Annotated in this window: 17 protein-coding genes, 1 tRNA gene and 1 riboswitch; of the genes, 9 read left to right on the forward strand and 9 right to left on the reverse strand. The window is 40.1% G+C overall.

Features of this window, described 5'->3' with window-relative positions; genetic code table 11:
• Positions 1-220 precede the first annotated feature (220 nt).
• A tRNA-Asn gene (locus HMPREF2750_RS06710) sits at positions 221-296 on the forward strand.
• 132 nt (positions 297-428) lie between these two features.
• Here HMPREF2750_RS06710 and HMPREF2750_RS06715 read toward each other — a convergent pair.
• Genes HMPREF2750_RS06715 through HMPREF2750_RS06725 form a run of 3 tightly spaced genes read right to left on the reverse strand, consistent with a single transcriptional unit; the run spans position 429 to position 2759 of the window.
• Positions 429-1202, reverse strand: coding sequence for a TIGR01619 family protein (locus HMPREF2750_RS06715; RefSeq protein WP_070583134.1), 774 nt, complete (start codon positions 1200-1202; stop codon positions 429-431).
• Between the two features lie 9 nt (positions 1203-1211).
• Positions 1212-2015 carry an exodeoxyribonuclease III gene (gene xthA / locus HMPREF2750_RS06720; RefSeq protein WP_070583135.1) on the reverse strand — a complete coding sequence of 268 codons (804 nt, stop codon included), beginning with the start codon at positions 2013-2015 and terminating at the stop codon, positions 1212-1214.
• Positions 2016-2066: 51 nt separating this feature from the next.
• Positions 2067-2759, reverse strand: coding sequence for a TIGR01621 family pseudouridine synthase (locus tag HMPREF2750_RS06725; RefSeq protein WP_070583136.1), 693 nt, complete (start codon positions 2757-2759; stop codon positions 2067-2069).
• 18 nt (positions 2760-2777) lie between these two features.
• Here HMPREF2750_RS06725 and cls point away from each other — a divergent pair, with 18 nt between their 5' ends.
• On the forward strand, positions 2778-4238 hold the full coding sequence (gene cls, locus HMPREF2750_RS06730) for a cardiolipin synthase (RefSeq protein ID WP_070583137.1): 1461 nt from the start codon (positions 2778-2780) through the stop codon (positions 4236-4238).
• A 61-nt stretch (positions 4239-4299) separates the two neighbouring features.
• Here cls and HMPREF2750_RS06735 read toward each other — a convergent pair whose 3' ends face one another.
• Positions 4300-5820 carry a Na+/H+ antiporter NhaC family protein gene (locus HMPREF2750_RS06735; RefSeq protein ID WP_070583138.1) on the reverse strand — a complete coding sequence of 507 codons (1521 nt, stop codon included), beginning with the start codon at positions 5818-5820 and terminating at the stop codon, positions 4300-4302.
• A gap of 60 nt (positions 5821-5880) precedes the next feature.
• A riboswitch (Lysine riboswitch) is annotated at positions 5881-6058 on the reverse strand.
• A 301-nt stretch (positions 6059-6359) separates the two neighbouring features.
• On the opposite strand from HMPREF2750_RS06735, the gene HMPREF2750_RS06740 reads away from it, so the two are divergent.
• From HMPREF2750_RS06740 to aroA, 3 genes are all read left to right on the forward strand, one after another.
• Positions 6360-6764: an H-NS family histone-like protein gene (locus HMPREF2750_RS06740; protein WP_049365820.1), complete on the forward strand. Its 405-nt coding sequence runs from the start codon at positions 6360-6362 to the stop codon at positions 6762-6764.
• A 70-nt stretch (positions 6765-6834) separates the two neighbouring features.
• Positions 6835-7671 (forward strand): formyltetrahydrofolate deformylase, encoded by an 837-nt coding sequence (purU, locus tag HMPREF2750_RS06745; RefSeq protein ID WP_070583139.1) that lies wholly within the window; start codon positions 6835-6837, stop codon positions 7669-7671.
• Positions 7671-8969, forward strand: coding sequence for a 3-phosphoshikimate 1-carboxyvinyltransferase (gene aroA / locus HMPREF2750_RS06750; RefSeq protein ID WP_070583140.1), 1299 nt, complete (start codon positions 7671-7673; stop codon positions 8967-8969). Before purU ends, aroA begins: the two co-directional genes overlap by 1 nt.
• A gap of 41 nt (positions 8970-9010) precedes the next feature.
• Here the strand turns inward: aroA and folE are convergent, their stop codons facing one another.
• The gene (folE, locus tag HMPREF2750_RS06755) at positions 9011-9667 is read right to left on the reverse strand and encodes a GTP cyclohydrolase I FolE (RefSeq protein ID WP_070583141.1); all 657 of its coding nucleotides are present in this window, start codon (positions 9665-9667) and stop codon (positions 9011-9013) included.
• Positions 9668-9822: 155 nt separating this feature from the next.
• Here folE and moeA point away from each other — a divergent pair, with 155 nt between their 5' ends.
• The 4 genes from moeA (at position 9823) to yedF (ending at position 13866) form a co-directional block, all read left to right on the forward strand.
• Positions 9823-11040, forward strand: a complete 1218-nt coding sequence (gene moeA, locus HMPREF2750_RS06760) for a molybdopterin molybdotransferase MoeA (RefSeq protein WP_070583142.1) — start codon at positions 9823-9825, stop codon at positions 11038-11040.
• Positions 11040-11762 carry a molybdopterin-synthase adenylyltransferase MoeB gene (moeB, locus tag HMPREF2750_RS06765; RefSeq protein ID WP_070583143.1) on the forward strand — a complete coding sequence of 241 codons (723 nt, stop codon included), beginning with the start codon at positions 11040-11042 and terminating at the stop codon, positions 11760-11762. Before moeA ends, moeB begins: the two co-directional genes overlap by 1 nt.
• Positions 11763-12332: 570 nt before the next feature.
• Complete coding sequence (yedE, locus tag HMPREF2750_RS06775; RefSeq protein ID WP_049368842.1) at positions 12333-13556, forward strand: selenium metabolism membrane protein YedE/FdhT; 1224 nt, start codon at positions 12333-12335, stop codon at positions 13554-13556.
• A 40-nt stretch (positions 13557-13596) separates the two neighbouring features.
• The gene (gene yedF / locus HMPREF2750_RS06780) at positions 13597-13866 is read left to right on the forward strand and encodes a sulfurtransferase-like selenium metabolism protein YedF (protein WP_005696304.1); all 270 of its coding nucleotides are present in this window, start codon (positions 13597-13599) and stop codon (positions 13864-13866) included.
• Positions 13867-13955: 89 nt separating this feature from the next.
• Here yedF and HMPREF2750_RS10135 read toward each other — a convergent pair whose 3' ends face one another.
• From HMPREF2750_RS10135 to tldD, 4 genes are all read right to left on the reverse strand, one after another.
• Positions 13956-14315 (reverse strand): hypothetical protein, encoded by a 360-nt coding sequence (locus HMPREF2750_RS10135; RefSeq protein ID WP_049368843.1) that lies wholly within the window; start codon positions 14313-14315, stop codon positions 13956-13958.
• Between the two features lie 151 nt (positions 14316-14466).
• The gene (gene pntB / locus HMPREF2750_RS06790; RefSeq protein WP_070583145.1) at positions 14467-15846 is read right to left on the reverse strand and encodes a Re/Si-specific NAD(P)(+) transhydrogenase subunit beta; all 1380 of its coding nucleotides are present in this window, start codon (positions 15844-15846) and stop codon (positions 14467-14469) included.
• Positions 15847-15856: 10 nt separating this feature from the next.
• Positions 15857-17398: a Re/Si-specific NAD(P)(+) transhydrogenase subunit alpha gene (gene pntA, locus HMPREF2750_RS06795; protein WP_070583146.1), complete on the reverse strand. Its 1542-nt coding sequence runs from the start codon at positions 17396-17398 to the stop codon at positions 15857-15859.
• A gap of 307 nt (positions 17399-17705) precedes the next feature.
• Positions 17706-19015: metalloprotease TldD (tldD, locus tag HMPREF2750_RS06800; protein WP_148130007.1), on the reverse strand; the 1310-nt coding region annotated here is incomplete at its 5' end.

The following is a 19015-nucleotide window of genomic DNA, read 5'->3' on the forward strand; positions in this document are numbered from 1 at the left end:
AATAAATATAAGCAAATGGCTAATAGATGAACAATTTGAGACAAAGCCAGTCTGCACCAGTGGTTGACCATTTTAAATAAAAACAATCCACAAAGTTATCCACAGGCTTTGTGGATAGCAAAAACGGTAAATTTTTTTGTGATTTTTTTCATTTTGAGTATTGACAAGCGACAGGTCGCTCATTAAAATGCGCGCCTATTCTTTGTGATACCAAATTTATTCCTCCTTAGTTCAGTCGGTAGAACGGTGGACTGTTAATCCATATGTCGCAGGTTCGAGTCCCGCAGGAGGAGCCAAATTTCTCTTTTGGTTTAGCTTTCGTTTGTCTCCTTTTACGAATCCTAAATTTGTAGCCAAAAGAATTTAAGCCCATCGTGTTGATGGGCTTTATTTTTATCTAATCTATACTGATTTAATGAGTTATCAGACTAATTTAATGATGACCGGTCATCCATTAAATTATCGCATTCCCAGCCAATATAGTCGCCAGAAAACTCCATGGCTAATTTTTCAAAGCGCTCTACCCACTCGAAGATCTCATTACTGTCTAATGAAAGCTCTTGCTCCAATTTCACCATAAAGTAAGGCGTTTCATCTTCTTCTGTTTGAATAGCTTGGCTAGAATATTTCAACGTATTGAAAGACACTTTTCCTAGTGTTAATTCATCCATAAAGGGGAACATTTTTTCTTCTTCATCAAAATGGAAAGTATGCTCAATTAAATAAGTGTCACTTAAATTACGCCCTTTGCTATTCAGCATGCTCAAAATCTCTTCTGTCGCATTTAATTTCATTTCCAATGGTGAAGCCAATAAGAAATCGAAATAAGTGTCCCAATTGGGATCATCCTGTACATTAATCTCAGAAACAAAATCAAGCTGCTGAAGGGTTTCTTTAAGCAAAGCATCATGTTCACAATAGAAATGCATTTTTGCCTGATGGTTGCAAATAAAGTGCCCAGCAAAAAAAACATTTGGAAGTGCGGTCAATTGTGCAAGGATTTTAAAAAGACGATTAATCAATTTTTCATATTCGTCTTCATTCGGCAAACCGTCCTCATCTCCCTGATAAGGCACGGTAAATTGCACAACTTTACTAAGATGTTTACCATGATAAACATCTAAATCTTCAATATTTGCGGTAAACACGGCAGGCATACCATTCACTTGGGAACGGTAATTCTGCCAATTTGCCATATCCATGTTGCTTTCCTATTTAAACTCTGCCCAGATTGGTGCGTGATCTGACGGTTTTTCCATCGCACGAATATCCAATGCAATGCCGACGTCCACGCAACGCTCTGCTAATTGATGATTCACTAAAATATGATCGATACGTAATCCTCGGTTATCATCGAAACCTTTTGAGCGATAATCAAACCACGAGAACTTGTCATTGGTTGTTGGGTTTAATTTGCGGAACGTGTCTTCCAATCCATAATCGTATAAGCATTGATACCATTCACGCTCTTCGGGTAAGAATGAACATTTACCAGTACGCAACCAACGTTTGCGGTTTTCATCGCCGATACCAATATCTAAATCACTTGGACTGATATTCATATCACCCATAATTAAAACCGGATTGGCTTTATCGTGATCTTGCTCTAAATAGCGTTGAAGATCCGCATAAAATTTTTCTTTTGCCGGAAACTTGGTTTCATGTGCACGGCTTTCGCCTTGTGGGAAATAGCCATTAATTACCGTTAACAAACCAAATGGGGTTTCTAAATCCGCCATAATTATGCGTTTTTGCGCATCTTCATTATCTGTTGGAAAACCACGACGCACCGCTTTTGGTTCTTGTTTGGTTAACAGTGCTACACCGTAATGCCCTTTTTGCCCATGGTGAAAAACGTGATAGCCTAGATTTTCGGTAATTGCATAAGGAAAATCTTCATCCGCGACTTTAATTTCTTGTAAACCAATCACATCCGGTTGGTATTTTTCAATAATTGCTTCAAGTTGATGAGGACGAGCTCGTAAACCATTAATATTAAAAGAGATAAATTTCATTTTTGTTCCTAATGTGAAAATTTGTGGCTATTATACAAAATAATTGAAATCTTAACCGCACTTTTCCTGTTCCGTTGACTCAGCACTTGCTGAGCCAAATTTTTGAATCTGAGATTTAACGCTCTCACGATGCCACCACTCCCCTTCTTTCGGAGGGATAAACACATCAAATGGCTGACCTTTAAATTCAAATTGCAATCTTGCAGCGTGCAAATAAGTGCGGTCAATATTTTCAGTGTTTTTAGCATAAAGCGCATCGCCTAAAATCGGGCTACCTAAGCTTTTCATTGCTACACGCAATTGATGGGTTTTGCCTGTTTGTGGCTTTAAGATAAATAATCGTAAATTAGGCTCACAACTTACACTTTCAAAACGCGTAATCGCGGGATTTTCTTTCGATTGGCAAAGTTTCCAGGCGCCGTTTCTGGCCTTTTGCATATCCCCGACAATCAATCCTTGCTTCTTTTTGGGTTTCTGATTGCTAAGGGCGAGATAAGTTTTTTGAATATGGTGTTCAGAAAAAAGTCGGAAAAATTCAGCCGCACTTTCGGCGTTCAATGCTAAAATGAGTAAACCTGATGTCACTTTATCTAACCGATGTACAAGCCAGACTTGTGGCACGCCAAACTGCTCAGCAAGCAAAGTGGTTAAACCAATTTCACTCTGATCTTTATGCACACTTATCCCACAAGGCTTATAAATAATGATAAAATCATCGGTCTGATAAATAATGTCTAATTTCATAAGTGCGGTCAAAAATTAATGAGTTTTGAACATATTATACTGGTTTATATTATTCCCGTGTTAATTTGGGTAGCAGTTATTTCTGTCACCTTGCGTTTACTCGTCAAAAAACAAGCGGTTTCTGCTACGTTGTCATGGCTGATGATTATCTACCTTGTGCCACTGATTGGCGTCATTGCTTATTTAATTTTTGGTGAGATTAAACTAGGTACGCGCCGAGCCAAAGCCTTTCAATTGTTAAAACCTAAATATACCCAATGGCTTCAGCAACTGTCAGAACAAAAAGATCTGGTTACACATTCCCAGGATCCTCGTTATCGTGCTTTATTTAAACTAGTCCACCACCGCTTAGGTATTCCGAACATTCGAGGTAATGAATTACATATTCTCGACACGCCAGAAAGCATCATTCGAAGTATCATTCGTGATATTCAACAAGCACATTATTCCATTAATATGGTGTTCTATATTTGGAGCAATGATGGCATGATTAATGAAGTGAAACAAGTCTTAGAAGAAGCCGTGCAACGTGGAGTTAAAGTTTGTCTTTTACTCGATTCCGTTGGCAGTAATGCTTTTTTGAAAAGCCTTGTTTGTAAAGAAATGCGAGAAAAAGGCATTGAAATTACCGAAGCGCTACATGTAAATTTATTCCGGATGTTCTTCAGCCGAATTGATTTACGTCAACATCGTAAAATCATCATCATTGATAATCAAATTGCCTATACAGGCAGTATGAATATGGTGGACCCAAATTTCTTCAAACAAGACAGCAACGTAGGCAATTGGATAGACGTGATGGTGCGAATCAACGGTCCTGTTTCACCGATTTTAAACAGCTTACATGCTTGGGATTGGGAAATTGAAACCATGGAAGAATTACCTCTTTTATTGCCAAATTGTCCACTTGTGGAAATTGACGATAACGACACCCATTCTGTGCAAGTTATTGCGAGTGGTCCGGCGTTCCCAGATGATTTAATAGCTCAATCTCTTGCAACTGTCATTTATGCGGCAAGAGAAAGTATTGTGATCACTTCACCTTACTTTGTGCCAAGTCACAGTATTGCTGAAGCATTACGTATTGCTGCATTCCGTGGTGTTGATATCACGCTTATTTTACCTAAAAACAATGATTCCTTGATGGTTCGTTGGGCGAGTCGAACGTTCTTTGATGATTTACTCGAAGCAGGTGTCAAAATTTATCATTTTGAAGCGGGACTTCTCCATACAAAAAGTGTGTTAATCGATAACAAGCTTGCACTCGTTGGTACAGTAAATATGGATTTACGCAGTTTCCTGCTTAACTTTGAAATCACTGTTGCCGTAGAAGATCGTAATTTTGCCAATGAAGTGGCCACACTCCATGAAAATTATTTAGCGAACTCTTCTGCACTCAATATGCAAGAATGGATCAATCGTCCTTTCTATCATCGAATCATCGAGCGGTTATTTTTCTTGTTTAGTCCATTACTCTAATTTTCACTTTAAATACAAAAAGGGCGTACATAAGTACGCCCTTTCTTTTTCACGTTTATGCTTAACGTTTTTTCACGATAAACACTAAAGCTACTAAAACAACCGCTGTTGTCACAAATCCAGCTAAACCTGATTCTGTAAAGCCTACCACAATGTAGCCTACAGCACTTGCTGTTGCGACAGTTGCTGCATAAGGTAATTGTGTGGTGACGTGATCCATGTGGTTACATTTTGCGCCAGTTGACGACAGAATCGTTGTATCCGAAACCGGTGAACAGTGGTCGCCACATACTGCGCCAGCCATAACTGCAGACAAACAAGGAAGTAATAATTCTGGTGCTGAGTTAGTCGCCATTGCCGCAGCGATTGGTAACATGATGCCAAATGTCCCCCAGCTTGTCCCTGTTGAGAATGCCATTGCTGAACCAAGGATAAATAAAATCACTGGTAAAAATTGAACTGGAATGCTGCCACTCACTAAAGAAGATAAGTATTTACCGGTTTGTGCATCACCCACCACTTTATTGATTGTCCACGCAAAGAATAGGATTGCAATTGCACCTAACATAGATTTAATACCGGCAATCCACGCTTTTCCGTATTCTTGTAAAGAAACTTGACGCTCAAGAATAATCAATAATGTTGACATTGCAACCGCACTTGAACCCCCAACTACAAGCGAAATACCGACGGTTGTATTTTCAAATGCGCCTAAGATACTAAATGGTTTTCCATCTGCTGCTAAGGCCTCACTACCTGTGTGAATCATCATAAAAACAGTGACGGTAATTAAGACTAAAATCGGTAAAATTAAGTTGCGAACTTTACCTTTCACACCTTCAATGACTTCTTCTTTATAATCGCGCTCCATGGCTAATTTTTCATGACGTGCCATTGATGCAATATCAAATGAGAAATAGGCCACAAAGAATACCATCAATAATGAGAAGATCGCATAGTAGTTCATTGAACTCATGGCGACGAATGCGCCCATTGGTGTATAAGAGGTAATAGAATACGTCGCCAATAAACCAGCCACGAGAGTAATAATGTATGCCCCCCAGCTTGATACTGGCATCATGACACACATTGGTGCAGCAGTAGAATCAAGAATGTACGCTAATTTTGCACGAGACACTTTGAAACGATCGGTGACTGGACGAGCAATAGCGCCTACAGCAAGACTGTGGAAGTAATCATCAATAAAGGTCACAAACACTAAAGATGCTGCTAATAATTTCGCACCACGACGACCTTTAATTTTATTTTGTGCCCATTCAGCAAACGCACGGTTGCTGCCTGACACAGTTAAAAGTGCAGTCAATACGCCAAGTAAAACTAAGAAAAACACGATATTCATATTTGAATTCATGCCTTCTTCGCTACTATAAACCAATGCCACAACATTATCTTTTAAATAAATGAGCGCATTCAATGGGTTGAAATCGACCAACATTAACGCACCGACAATAATCCCTGCACTAAGGGACACCAAAACCCGACGCGTTGCAATTGCTAAAATAATCGCAAGTAATGCGGGTATAATTGAATAAATAGATGAAGAATAATCGACTAGTTCCATTAAGTTATACCTAATAATTTAATGGAGACAACGGCAAGAAAAGACACAATTATGACCAGACCGAACCGTAGCGCTCCATAGTTAATACACAAAAACTATGACAGTCACGTTCCTTTCGAAGACGTGACCAACCGAATAAGATGACGCCTATTCGATTTCGGCAATCATTCCTTTCCTTTCCCTTCAACGCTATCCACTCCAGGAAAATACTTATAATGACCGCACCTCTACTGTTGTATAGGATGGTGAGAGATTACATTAAAATGAATAAAATTACCAATAAAATCTTGCACTTTCAGTGAAATCTATTCTTTTATTAAAAATGACGTATTAATTTGTTAATTCATTGTTACACAATTTTATGAGTAAGAGATTGCAATAGTATAGAAAACAAGTCACTCCATAATATGGAGTATAATGAGATCAGACCAATTAATCCTTTAAATTAGGCGAATTAATATTTACCAAATATATTATTTTCGCTATTATTGTCTTCCTTAAAATAATTAAGCATTCACACACATAAAAAAGAGGACATCATGAACGAATTAACAAAAGGTTTAACTAACCTTCGTAGTTTACGCGCTGCTGTACGCGATTTAACATTAGAACAAGCTGAAAGTTCACTTTTAAAATTACAAGCTGCTGTTGAAGAAAAACGTGCTCAAGCAGCTGAAATTGAACAAGCGGAACAAGAGCGTCGTGCGCGTATCGCAAAATATAAAGAATTAATTAAGCAAGAAGGCATCACTGCGGAAGAATTAACCGCAATTATTGGTATTGCGCCTTCTTCAATTCGTAAAAAACGTGAACCTCGCCCAGCAAAATACAAATATACCGATGAAACTGGTCAAGAAAGAACATGGACAGGTCAAGGCCGTACACCTCGTGTGATTCAAAAGGCCTTAGATAAAGGTGCCTCTTTAGCTTCTTTTGAAATCTAATTTCACATTAACAATGTAGAACCCATTTTTATGGGTTCTCTTTTTTTATTTATCTTGCAAAATATTCATTATGTTAGAAAAGAAAATATTACTGACCGATTGTCCTGATGATAAAGGCTTAATCGCCAAAATCACCAATATTTGTTACAAACATCAATTAAATATCCTTCATAACAATGAGTTCGTTGATTTCGAAACGAAACATTTCTTTATGCGTACCGAATTGGAAGGGATTTTTAATGAAGAAACCTTGTTGGCTGATTTAAATTATAGTTTGCCGAAAGGGACAAACTGTCGCCTAATCAGTGCAAAACGTAAACGTATCGTAATTTTAGTCACCAAAGAAGCGCATTGCTTAGGTGATATTTTAATGAAAAATTACTACGGTGCGTTAGACGTAGAAATTGCGGCAGTAATTGGAAATCACGATAATTTACGCGAATTAGTTGAACGTTTTGACGTTCCATTCCATTGTGTCAGTCATGAAGGTCTCACTCGTGTGGAACATGATAAATTACTGGCTGAAAAAATTGATGAATATGCACCTGATTACATTGTATTAGCAAAATATATGCGTGTATTAAATCCGGAATTCGTGGCGCGTTATCCAAATCGTGTAATTAATATTCACCATTCATTCTTACCCGCATTTATTGGTGCAAAACCTTATCAACAAGCCTATGAACGCGGTGTGAAAATTATTGGTGCAACGGCCCACTTTATTAATAATGAATTGGATCAAGGTCCGATCATTATGCAAAATGTGATTAATGTAGATCACACTTACTCTGCCGATGCCATGATGCGTGCAGGCCGTGATGTGGAAAAAACAGTATTAAGCCGTGCGCTTGATCTTGCCTTACATGATCGTATTTTTGTGTATAAAAATAAAACGGTGGTCTTGTAATGAAAGCAATCACTTTAGAGCCAATTTCTCGCATTGAAGGTGAAATCAACTTACCGGGTTCGAAAAGTTTATCGAATCGTGCATTATTATTAGCCACATTAGCTAAAGGCATCACAACGGTCACTAACTTGTTAGACAGTGATGACATTCGTCATATGTTAAACGCCCTTAAAGCTTTAGGGGTGAATTACCAGCTTTCTGAAGACAAAACTTGCTGTGAAGTTGAAGGCTTAGGTGGCGCATTTCAGGTTGAAAATGGCTTATCACTGTTTCTCGGTAATGCAGGTACGGCAATGCGTCCTTTAACAGCGGCACTTTGTTTAAAAGGCAAAACTGAAGGCGAAGTTATTTTGACTGGTGAGCCACGTATGAAAGAACGCCCAATCAAACATTTGGTAGATGCACTTCTTCAAGCAGGCGCTAATGTTCGTTATTTAGAAAATGACGGTTACCCACCAGTTGCGATTCGCAATCAAGGGATTAAAGGTGGCGTAGTTAAAATTGATGGTTCAATTTCTTCTCAATTTTTGACCGCACTTTTAATGGCTGCACCTCTTGCGGAGGGCGATTTAGATATCCAGATTGTGGGTGATTTAGTCTCAAAACCTTATATCGATATTACTCTCGCCATGATGAAAGATTTTGGTGTTTCGGTTGAAAATCAACATTATCAAGTGTTTAAGGTGAAAGGTAACCAATCCTATGTGTCACCTGGCAAATATATGGTAGAAGGTGATGCCTCTTCTGCCTCTTATTTCCTTGCCGCTGCCGCAATTAAAGGCAACGTAAAAGTGACAGGAATCGGTAAACATTCCATTCAAGGCGACCGCCTATTTGCCGATGTGCTAGAAAAAATGGGTGCCAAAATCACTTGGGGTGAAGATTTTATTCAGGCAGAACAAGCAGAGCTCCACGGCATTGATATGGATATGAACCACATTCCTGATGCGGCTATGACTATCGCAACAACTGCCTTATTTGCCAAGGGTGAAACCGTTATTCGCAATATTTATAACTGGCGAGTAAAAGAAACTGATCGTCTTGCAGCAATGGCGACTGAATTACGAAAAGTCGGTGCAGATGTTGAAGAGGGTGAAGATTTTATTCGTATTCAACCGCTTGCTCTTTCTCAATTTAAGCATGCTGAAATTGAGACCTATAACGATCACCGTATGGCAATGTGCTTTGCTTTAGTTGCATTGTCGGATACTCCTGTCACGATTTTAGATCCAAAATGTACGGCTAAAACGTTCCCAACATTCTTCGATGAATTTGAGAAATTAAGTGTTAGAAACTAAATCTTAAACAAAAAGCACCGAGTATTCGGTGCTTTTGCTCATTACTTCTGAATAGAAGATAAAAATTCTTTGCGGGTTTCGCGATCTTCTAAAAAGACTCCACCATAGGCTGATGTCACAGTATAACTGTGGGTATCTTTTACCCCACGCGCTTTCACACAGAAATGTGTCGCTTTCACATAAACGGCCACATCATCCGTTTCTAAAATGGTTTGAAATGCCGTTAAAAGCTGTTCGGTTAAACGCTCTTGTACTTGTGGACGTTGCGCAAAAAATGCCACAATGCGATTGATTTTAGACAAGCCAATTACCCAATCTTTCGGATAATATGCCATAGCAACATTGCCATCAATTGTCACAAAATGGTGTTCGCAAGTACTGGTCAACGTGATGTCATTCACTTGCACCATTTCGCTCACTTTCATTTGGTTTTTGATTTTTGTCATTTTCGGGAAATTGGCATAATCCATTCCACTGAAAATTTCATCAATAAACATTTTAGCTAAGCGATTTGGTGTTTCTTCTAGGCTATCATCACGCAGATCTAACCCTATCAATTTCATCACTTCACGCATATGCGAAGCAATCGCCTCACGGCGCTCATCTTTACATTGAGTCGGATCAATCATTGGTGTTTCGATGCCTTTGGCTACCAAGGCTCGGCGGACATTTTCCGCATCAGGTGAAATCGCGTTCATTCACTTTCCATTTATAAAAAAATAATGCGGCATTTTAGCAAAAGATGAATTATTCGTAAAATGCGAAAAATCACCCTAATTTATTAATTTCCTTCATATTGTATTTCGGGCTACAATATATCCACTTTTATTCTGATTAACCCAAAGGATTAATTATGTTGCCACTTGAAGATGCCTTGGCGCAAATGCTCCACCAACTTCCCTTCCCAACAAAAACTGAAACGCTAGCTTTAACTGAAGCGGCGGATCGTGTCTGTGCGGAAGATGTGATTTCTCCGATTAATGTGCCTTCTTTTGATAACTCAGCGATGGATGGCTATGCGGTTCGTTTAGCCGATTTACAGCAATCTATGACACTTTCTGTCGCAGGAAAATCTTTTGCGGGTAATCCATTTCAAGGGGAATGGGTAGCACAAAGTGCGGTCAGAATTATGACGGGTGCGATGATTCCTGAAGGCGCTGATGCGGTGGTCATGCAAGAAGAGGTCACCGTCAATGAAGATGGTACAGTTACCTTTGCGGCATTACCTAAAGCCAATCAGAATATTCGTCGCATTGGTGAAGATGTGAAAAAAGGTGATGTGGTCTTACATCAAGGAGATGAGTTAAATACCGTTTCTTTACCTTTGCTCGCCTCATTAGGTATCGCTGAAGTCAAAGCTTACCCACGTTTAAAAGTGGCCGTGCTTTCAACCGGTGATGAATTAGTCCCAGTCGGTCAACCGTTACAAGCAGGACAAATTTACGACACCAACCGTTTCACCGTGAAGTTAATGCTAGAAAAATTAAATTGTGATGTGCTTGATTTCGGTATTCTGCCGGATAACCAAGCAGAATTTGAAGCGGCTTTTGTGAAAGCACAAGCGCAAGCAGATCTGGTTATCACAAGCGGTGGCGTTTCAGTGGGTGAGGCTGACTTCACGAAAACTGTGTTAGAAAAAGTCGGTCAGGTGAATTTCTGGAAAATTGCGATGAAACCAGGCAAACCATTTGCATTTGGTAAATTAGAAAATGCTTGGTTCTGCGGTTTACCTGGCAATCCGGTTTCTGCATTAGTGACATTCTATCAATTGGTTCAACCGGCTATTGCCAAATTAAGCGGTAAAAAACACCCGAAAAAACAACCGCACTTCCAAGCGATTGCCCAAACCAATTTGAAAAAATCACCAGGACGTTTAGATTTCCAACGTGGTTTCTATCAAATTAATGAAAATGGTCAACTTGAAGTGCACCCAGTGGGTTTCCAAGGTTCACATTTATTCAGTTCTTTTGTGAAAAGTAACTGTTTTATTCGCCTCGAAAAAGATCGCGGCAATGTCGCTGCGGGCGAAATCGTCACCATTGAACCGTTTAATCACCTATTGGGGCAATAATGGCTGAATTAAGCTACGAAGAAGAACTGCGTTATAACCGCCAAATCATCTTAAAAGCGGTTGATTTTGACGGACAAGAAAAGCTGAAAGACAGCCGAATGTTAATTGTCGGTCTGGGTGGTTTAGGCTGTGCGGCAAGTCAATATCTTGCAGCAGCTGGCGTGGGTCATTTAACTTTATTGGATTTTGACACCGTATCGCTTTCTAATTTGCAACGTCAGGTATTACATACCGATAGCCGATTAAATATGCCTAAAGTGGAATCGGCAAAAATTGCGTTACAACAGATTAATCCTCATGTCGAAATTGAAACCATCAATGCACAACTTTCCGAAGAAAAACTCGCGGAAATCATACCGCACTTTGATGTGATATTAGATTGTACCGATAACGTGGATATTCGTAATGCGCTCGATCGTGGTTGTGAGAAAGCGAAGATCCCGCTAATTTCAGGTGCGGCGATTCGTTTAGAAGGGCAAGTATCCGTCTTTACTTACGAACCCAATACTCCAACCTATCGCCAACTTAGCCAACTTTTTGGGCAAAATGTTTTAAGTTGTGTAGAAGCAGGCGTACTGGCGCCAATTGTGGGTGTTGTTGGCTCTATTCAAGCCTTAGAAGCCATCAAAGTGCGGTTAAAAATCGGTTCAAATTTATGTGGACGTTTATTGTTAATCGATGGATTAACCATGCGTGTCCGAGAAATGAAATTGCCCGTTTAAGTTTTCTCTTAACATTTAGGCAGACAGAAAGTTTGTCTAAACAAATCATTATTATGACTTAGTATTGAAACAACGTATGGGTAATATTATCTTTGAATGTTTTTTCCGTTTATTTTTTGAAGGGTTATTTGAATTTTTATTCAATAAATATTCCAAATTAAGTTGGGGATTATGGTGTACATTTTCCCTACTATTTGGTTTCTATTTCTTTGCTTTCCTTAATATGGACAAATCTGCTTGGGTAATTTGTTTATTAGCTATTCTAGCTGGTGGACTTACGATGCTTATTACCCTAGCCTTCGTTTTTTTAATTGAAAAATTGATGTTGAGGAAAAAATAAGTGCTATAGATTGACTTTATTCTCTCATATTAAAACTCAAAATTACCCACAAATAATTATCCATCCCCTCGTGCATTACCCAAAAACAAATGCTATTATCTTGCTCGACAATTCATTTGTCTTATATCGCAAGTTTTGTGTATAGGAAAATGGCAGACACTTCAAAAATCTCTTCATTTTATACCACACTTGCAAATTATCATTTCATCAGTTTAAGGATTAACTCTCTCATGAAAGAGATTTTGCAACAATTTAAACAAAATTATTTGATTAAATACTGGAATCCTGTCGCGGCAGTCATTGCAGCGGGGCTTATTTCAGCTTATTACTTTGGGGTAACCGGCACTTATTGGGCGGTTACGGGGGAATTTACACGTTGGGGCGGTCATGCTTTGCAAGCTCTAGGTGTCGATGTGTCCGACTGGAGCTACTATAAAATTATCGGCATGCAAGGCACGATCTTCACCCGTATTGATGGCGTGATGATTTTAGGTATGTTCGCGGGTTGCATTTCGGCTGCACTTTGGGCAAACAACGTAAAATGGCGTAATCAACCACACAAACGTCGTATTGTTCAAGCCCTCATTGGTGGTGCATTAGCCGGTTTCGGTGCACGTTTAGCAATGGGCTGCAACCTTGCCTCTCTCTTCACCGGTATTCCACAATTTTCGGTTCACGCCTGGTTCTTTACTATTGCCACAGCCGTAGGTACTTATGCAGGGGTAAAAGTCACCTTACTTCCGATATTCCGTGTGAAATTAGAATTGAAAAAAGGTGCAGCAAAATTACAAGAAACGGATCCGAAACAAGCGAATCGTCGTTTTTGGATTGGTATGGTGGTCTTTTTTGCTTACCTGATTGCTTCACTTTATGTGATGACAAACTCCGTCAAACTGGGTTTTGCGATGCTTTGTGGGTTAGCTTTCGGCTTATTAATTGAACGCGCTCAAATCTGCTTTACTTCCGCTTTCCGTGATTTATGGGTAACCGGCCGTGCTTATATGGCAAAAGCCATCATCTTCGGTATTCTCGTGGGTACGCTTGGCGTATTCAGCTACATTCAATTAGGCGTGCCGGCCAAAATCATGTGGGCGGGTCCAAATGCAATTATCGGTGGTTTATTATTTGGCTTCGGTATTGTATTAGCAGGCGGATGTGAAACCGGTTGGATGTATCGCTCAATGGAAGGTCAAGTTCACTTTATGTGGGTAGGTGTGGGTAACGTTGTTGGTTCAACCTATTTAGCCTACGCATGGGACGATCTTGCCCCTGTACTTGCGTTAGATTACGAAAAACTTAATTTATTGAAATCCTTTGGCCCTGTTGGCGGTTTATTAGTGAATTACGGCTTGCTTATTCTTTGCTTAATCGCTGTTGTTTGGTGGGAACGCCACTTCTTGAAAAAAGCTAAAGCAAAAATTGCGGCAGCGAATCCACAAGCTTGTGGTTGCTAATTAAATATTAACGAATTCATTCAAAAAAGAGGACATTATTATGGCATTTACCGTTGTTCAAAAATTAGATAAAGATCCAAAAGACATCACCCCAGATTACACGTTAGATACGCTAGGTGAACCTTGCCCGTATCCAGCAATCGTGATGCTCGAAACCATGCCTCAATTACAAAAAGGCGAAATTTTAGAGCTATTAAGTGACTGTGCCCAATCTATCAACAACATTCCTGTTGACACTAAAAACCACGGTTACACACTATTAAGCGTTGAACAAGATGGCACCAAATTACGCTATTTGATTCAACGTTAATGTAAAAAAGTGCGGTCAAAATTGACCGCACTTTTATATTTAATGGAAAGAAAAATCGAGAAATAAACGAAAATTGTACTACCTAATACTTACCCCCAAGGCTTAGCATCAGGTTTACTGTGTTTTTTTCGCCATTGGGTACATATTGGACTATCCCACATTAGCCTTTCTTCACAAACTGGACCGCCTTCTAGATACCAACCTTTTTTCTCTAAACAAAGATTTACTTCTGGATTAACACTTTCCCCTATCACAAAATCCATACCGCAATCCGACATATCTTTTTGTCTTCTGTCAAGAAATTTAATACGTCCTTGAGGATCTGAGTTAGGAAATAAAACCCTAGAATTATGTAAGCGCCAATGATCATGTGGTGGCGGAGGCTGAAAACCACCAAAAGAACAACCAAACAAAGTTAGAGATAATAGTAGTGGTAATGTAAATCTCATCTTATCGTTTCCTCGCCTATTTTGATTTTAGAAAGTTAGTGTATAACTTCTTAAAGTTAGGTTATTTAATCATATAAGCACTAAAAAACATATAAAAAAAAACCGCACTTTAATCTCTCAAAGTGCGGTCAGTTTTACTTCAATTTTTTGCTTATTTGTTTAATGCAGTAAGAATGTCATCAACACGTTCTTTTGCATCACCAAAGAGCATTTGAGTGTTTTCTTTGAAGAATAATGGGTTTTGAACGCCTGCATATCCCACCGCCATAGAACGTTTGAATACGATAACGTTTTGTGCTTTCCATACTTCTAACACTGGCATACCTGCGATTGGGCTGTTTGGATCTTCCATTGCAGCAGGGTTTACGGTGTCGTTTGCACCGATAACCAATACCACATCGGTATCTGCGAAATCATCATTGATTTCATCCATTTCAAGCACGATGTCATAAGGCACTTTCGCTTCCGCTAAAAGTACGTTCATATGACCCGGTAAACGACCTGCAACAGGGTGAATACCAAAACGCACGTTAATACCACGCTCACGCAATTTCGCCGTAAGTTCAGCCACTGGATATTGCGCTTGTGCTACCGCCATACCATATCCTGGCGTGATGATCACAGAGCTTGCATTTTTGAGTAATTCAGCCACTTCTTCTGCGGTTGTTTCACGGTATTCGCCTTGTTCTTCATCAGAAGATACTTGAACATCATTACCAAAACCACCAGCGATAACGCTGATAAATGAGCGGTTCATCGCTTTACACATAATGTAAGAAAGAATCGCACCAGAAGAACCCACTAATGCACCGGTGACGATAAGCAAGTCATTGCTTAGCATGAAACCTGCTGCAGCCGCTGCCCAACCAGAGTATGAGTTAAGCATTGAAACCACAACCGGCATATCCGCACCACCGATAGATGCCACTAAGTGCCAGCCGAATGCAAGTGCAATCGCGGTCATGAGTAACACTGGGAAGATATTATCTGGGTTGTTTAAGAATGCCACCATCAAGAAAGCAGAAACCACTAATGCCGCTAAATTTAATTTATGGCGATGTGGCAACATTAATGCTTTTGAATTGATTTTGCCGCTTAATTTACCAAATGCCACGATAGAACCCGTGAATGTTACCGCACCGATGAAGATCCCTAAGAATACTTCAACGTTATGGATATTCATTAACACAGGATCAGTTTCGTTTGTTAAACCGTAACTGTTAAAGCCTACGAGCACTGCTGCTAAACCTACAAAGCTGTGAAGGATCGCAACAAGTTCAGGCATTTCAGTCATTTCAACTTTTAATGCACGTTGAACACCAATCACGCCACCGATGATCATCGCAATAATGATCCATAGTGTACCTTCAGATTGTGGGCCGAAAATGGTTGCAACAAGGGCAATTGTCATACCGACAATACCATACCAGCAACCGGCTTTTGCCGTTTCGTGTTTAGAAAGACCGGCTAAGCTCATAATGAAAAGTAATGCAGCGATAATATAGGCTGCTTGTACTAAACCTTCAGACATCGTCTTCTCCTTAACCTTTTCTAAACATCGCCAACATACGTTGGGTTACACGGAAACCACCAAAGATGTTGATGCTTGCCACCAAGATTGCCACAAAGGCTAATGCATCAATGAAGAAGTTGCCTGTTGGTTGTCTAATTTGCAGTAATGCACCCACAATGATGATACCTGAAATCGCATTGGTTACCGCCATAAGTGGGGTGTGTAAAGCGTGACTAACGTTCCAAACCACGTAGTAACCGACTACACAAGCCAATACAAATACGGTGAAGTGAGAAAGGAATGCCGCTGGCGCCACCGATGCAAGCCAGAGGAATAATACACCTACACCCGCCATCACACCGTATTTGATGCGAGGATCTGCTGGTTTTTCTTCCTCTTTTTTAACCGCACTTTGTGCCGCTTTAGCTTCTTGTTTTGGTTGTGCTGATACTTGGATTTGTGCTGGTGGAATTTCTTCCCCATCACGTACCACTGTCACACCGCGTAATACCACATCGTCAAAATCGATATTGATATTGCCGTCTTTTTCTTTACAAAGTAGTTTTAATAAATTAACTAAGTTTGTACCGTAAAGTTGGGAAGATTGTGTTGGTAAACGACTTGGGAAATCGGTATAACCAATGATTTTTACTTGGTTTTCAGTGGTGACGACTTTTCCTGCTTCAGTGTAAGCACAGTTACCACCAGTTGCAGCCGCTAAGTCCACCACTACAGAACCTGGTTTCATGGAATCAACCATTTCTTTCGTGATCAAGCGAGGGGCTGGTTTACCTGGAATCGCCGCGGTGGTAATAATGATATCCACTTCTTTGGCTTGTTCCGCATAAAGTTCCATCGCGCGACGGTTAAATTCTTCTGACATTACTTTCGCGTAACCATCGCCGCTACCACCTTCTTCTTTGAAATCAATTTCTAAGAAAGACGCGCCCATACTTTGTACTTGTTCTTTTACTTCAGGACGAGAGTCAAAAGCACGTACAATCGCACCAAGACTATTGGCTGCACCAATCGCTGCTAGACCCGCTACACCTGCACCAATCACTAATACTTTTGCCGGTGGTACTTTACCTGCTGCGGTAATTTGTCCGGTGAAGAAACTACCAAATTCATGAGCTGCTTCAATCACTGCACGATAACCAGAAATATTCGCCATAGAGCTTAATGCGTCAAGCGCTTGCGCACGGGAAATACGTGGCACAGAATCCATCGCTAATACATTAATTTTTTTCGACGTGAGTTTTTTCATTAAATCCGGATTTTGTGCGCGCCAAATGAAGCTCACAAGTGTTGCACCTTCCTTCATTTGATCAATTTCTGCATCCGTTGGTGGATTCACTTTAAAAATCACATCCGAATGCCACACTTCTGAACTTGAGCCAATTTTTGCGCCGGCGTCGATAAATGCTTGGTCTTCAAAACTTGCTTTAAATCCCGCATTGTGTTCTACGATGACGTCAAAGCCCAGTTTTAAGATCTGCTGAACCGTTTTTGGCGTCGCCGCCACACGATTTTCGCTATCAAGCAGTTCTCTAGGTACACCAATTAACATAAATGTTTCCCTCTGGTTGATGAAATTTCAGACAAACTCACGCCTGTCCCTGTCTCTTAAATGACAAAAAGTCATGCGACGATAAATGTATCACTTATTACGGTTATTTGGGGAATTTTTTTAACTGGTTTTACAAGATATTGCGATAGGGATCATAAAAGAATCGAGATAAACGCGTGGTGTGTTTAACTTTTAGCCTAACGAAATAATGATTCATCAGAAACTGACTAATCAAAAATAGATAAAAACTGACCGCACTTAGAAAGAAGATAATAAAAAGCCCGATATGATTTACCGGGCTGTATGATTAATTTGTTCCACCTACGGTGATTTCATCAATTTTCAAGGCGGGTTGACCAACACCGACCGGTACACTTTGACCATCTTTGCCACATACACCAATACCAAGATCTAAGTCTGTTTCATCAGCAACCATGGAAACTTTTTGCATCACATCAATACCGCTGCCAATTAATGTCGCCCCTTTAACGGGTTTCGTAATTTTGCCTTTTTCAATAAGATAAGCTTCAGATGTCGAGAACACAAATTTACCTGAGGTGATATCCACTTGCCCACCACCGAAGTGCGGTGCATAAATACCACGATCCACAGAAGCGATTAAATCGTCAAATTTGCTTTGACCCGCTAACATATAAGTATTCGTCATTCGCGGCATTGGCAAATGTGCATAAGATTCACGACGACCATTTCCTGTCGGTTTCACACCCATTAATCGTGCATTGAGTTTATCTTGCATGTAGCCTTGCAAAATCCCATCCTTGATTAAAACGTTACACTGGCTTGGCACGCCTTCATCATCAATGGTTAAAGAACCTCGGCGATTTTGTAATGTACCGTCATCCACAATCGTACATAATGGCGACGTCACTAACTCACCAATTTTACCCGTAAATAGAGAACTTTCTTTACGGTTGAAATCCCCTTCTAAACCATGCCCTACAGCTTCATGAAGCAACACTCCCGGCCAACCAGCGCCCAATACCACTGGCATTAATCCTGCTGGTGCAGCGACCGCACTTAGGTTCACAAGGGCTTGACGAACGGCTTCCTTTGCAAAATTAACGGCACGAATATCCCCATTTACCACTTCAAAGAACCAATCTAAGCCAAAGCGTCCACCTGAACCGCAGCTCCCACGCTCACGTTTACCATCTTCTTCAACAAGAACAGAAATAGATAAACGCACAAGTGGACGAATATCTGCAGCAAGAGTGCCATCTGTTGCAACCACTAACACTTCTTCGTAAATCGAGCTTAATGCCGCTGAGACATGCGTAACACGAGGATCTTCAGATCGCGCAGTACGATCCACTAAGTGTAATAACTCGATCTTTTTCTCTTTAGTTAAACTTTCTAACGGGTTAATTGCCGCATAACGCTGAACCGCATTCACCGCATTAAATGCTTGAGGCGAAATTAAATTGCCTTCTTTAATTTGCGCAATACCTTTTACAGCTTCAGCACATTGTTGTAATGAGGCTAAATTGATTTGATCAGAATACGCAAAGCCTGTTTTCTCTCCAGAAACGGCGCGTACACCCACACCACGATCAATATGAAAGCCTCCTTCTTTGATAATACTGTCTTCTAATACCC

Origin of the sequence: Haemophilus sp. HMSC066D02 (genome assembly GCF_001810545.1) — a bacterium.
Lineage (GTDB): Bacteria > Pseudomonadota > Gammaproteobacteria > Enterobacterales > Pasteurellaceae > Haemophilus_D.

What these genes read in the sequence shown, in the direction of transcription:
- folE (WP_070583141.1), bottom strand. Translation starts at nt 9,667, where the DNA reads ATGAACGCGATTTCACCTGATGCGGAAAATGTCCGCCGAGCCTTGGTA.
- moeA (WP_070583142.1), top strand. Translation starts at nt 9,823, where the DNA reads ATGTTGCCACTTGAAGATGCCTTGGCGCAAATGCTCCACCAACTTCCC.
- purU (WP_070583139.1), top strand. Translation starts at nt 6,835, where the DNA reads ATGTTAGAAAAGAAAATATTACTGACCGATTGTCCTGATGATAAAGGC.
- HMPREF2750_RS10135 (WP_049368843.1), bottom strand. Translation starts at nt 14,315, where the DNA reads ATGAGATTTACATTACCACTACTATTATCTCTAACTTTGTTTGGTTGT.
- HMPREF2750_RS06725 (WP_070583136.1), bottom strand. Translation starts at nt 2,759, where the DNA reads ATGAAATTAGACATTATTTATCAGACCGATGATTTTATCATTATTTAT.
- xthA (WP_070583135.1), bottom strand. Translation starts at nt 2,015, where the DNA reads ATGAAATTTATCTCTTTTAATATTAATGGTTTACGAGCTCGTCCTCAT.
- HMPREF2750_RS06715 (WP_070583134.1), bottom strand. Translation starts at nt 1,202, where the DNA reads ATGGATATGGCAAATTGGCAGAATTACCGTTCCCAAGTGAATGGTATG.
- yedE (WP_049368842.1), top strand. Translation starts at nt 12,333, where the DNA reads ATGAAAGAGATTTTGCAACAATTTAAACAAAATTATTTGATTAAATAC.
- pntB (WP_070583145.1), bottom strand. Translation starts at nt 15,846, where the DNA reads ATGTCTGAAGGTTTAGTACAAGCAGCCTATATTATCGCTGCATTACTT.
- HMPREF2750_RS06740 (WP_049365820.1), top strand. Translation starts at nt 6,360, where the DNA reads ATGAACGAATTAACAAAAGGTTTAACTAACCTTCGTAGTTTACGCGCT.
- aroA (WP_070583140.1), top strand. Translation starts at nt 7,671, where the DNA reads ATGAAAGCAATCACTTTAGAGCCAATTTCTCGCATTGAAGGTGAAATC.
- cls (WP_070583137.1), top strand. Translation starts at nt 2,778, where the DNA reads ATGAGTTTTGAACATATTATACTGGTTTATATTATTCCCGTGTTAATT.
- pntA (WP_070583146.1), bottom strand. Translation starts at nt 17,398, where the DNA reads ATGTTAATTGGTGTACCTAGAGAACTGCTTGATAGCGAAAATCGTGTG.
- HMPREF2750_RS06735 (WP_070583138.1), bottom strand. Translation starts at nt 5,820, where the DNA reads ATGGAACTAGTCGATTATTCTTCATCTATTTATTCAATTATACCCGCA.
- moeB (WP_070583143.1), top strand. Translation starts at nt 11,040, where the DNA reads ATGGCTGAATTAAGCTACGAAGAAGAACTGCGTTATAACCGCCAAATC.
- yedF (WP_005696304.1), top strand. Translation starts at nt 13,597, where the DNA reads ATGGCATTTACCGTTGTTCAAAAATTAGATAAAGATCCAAAAGACATC.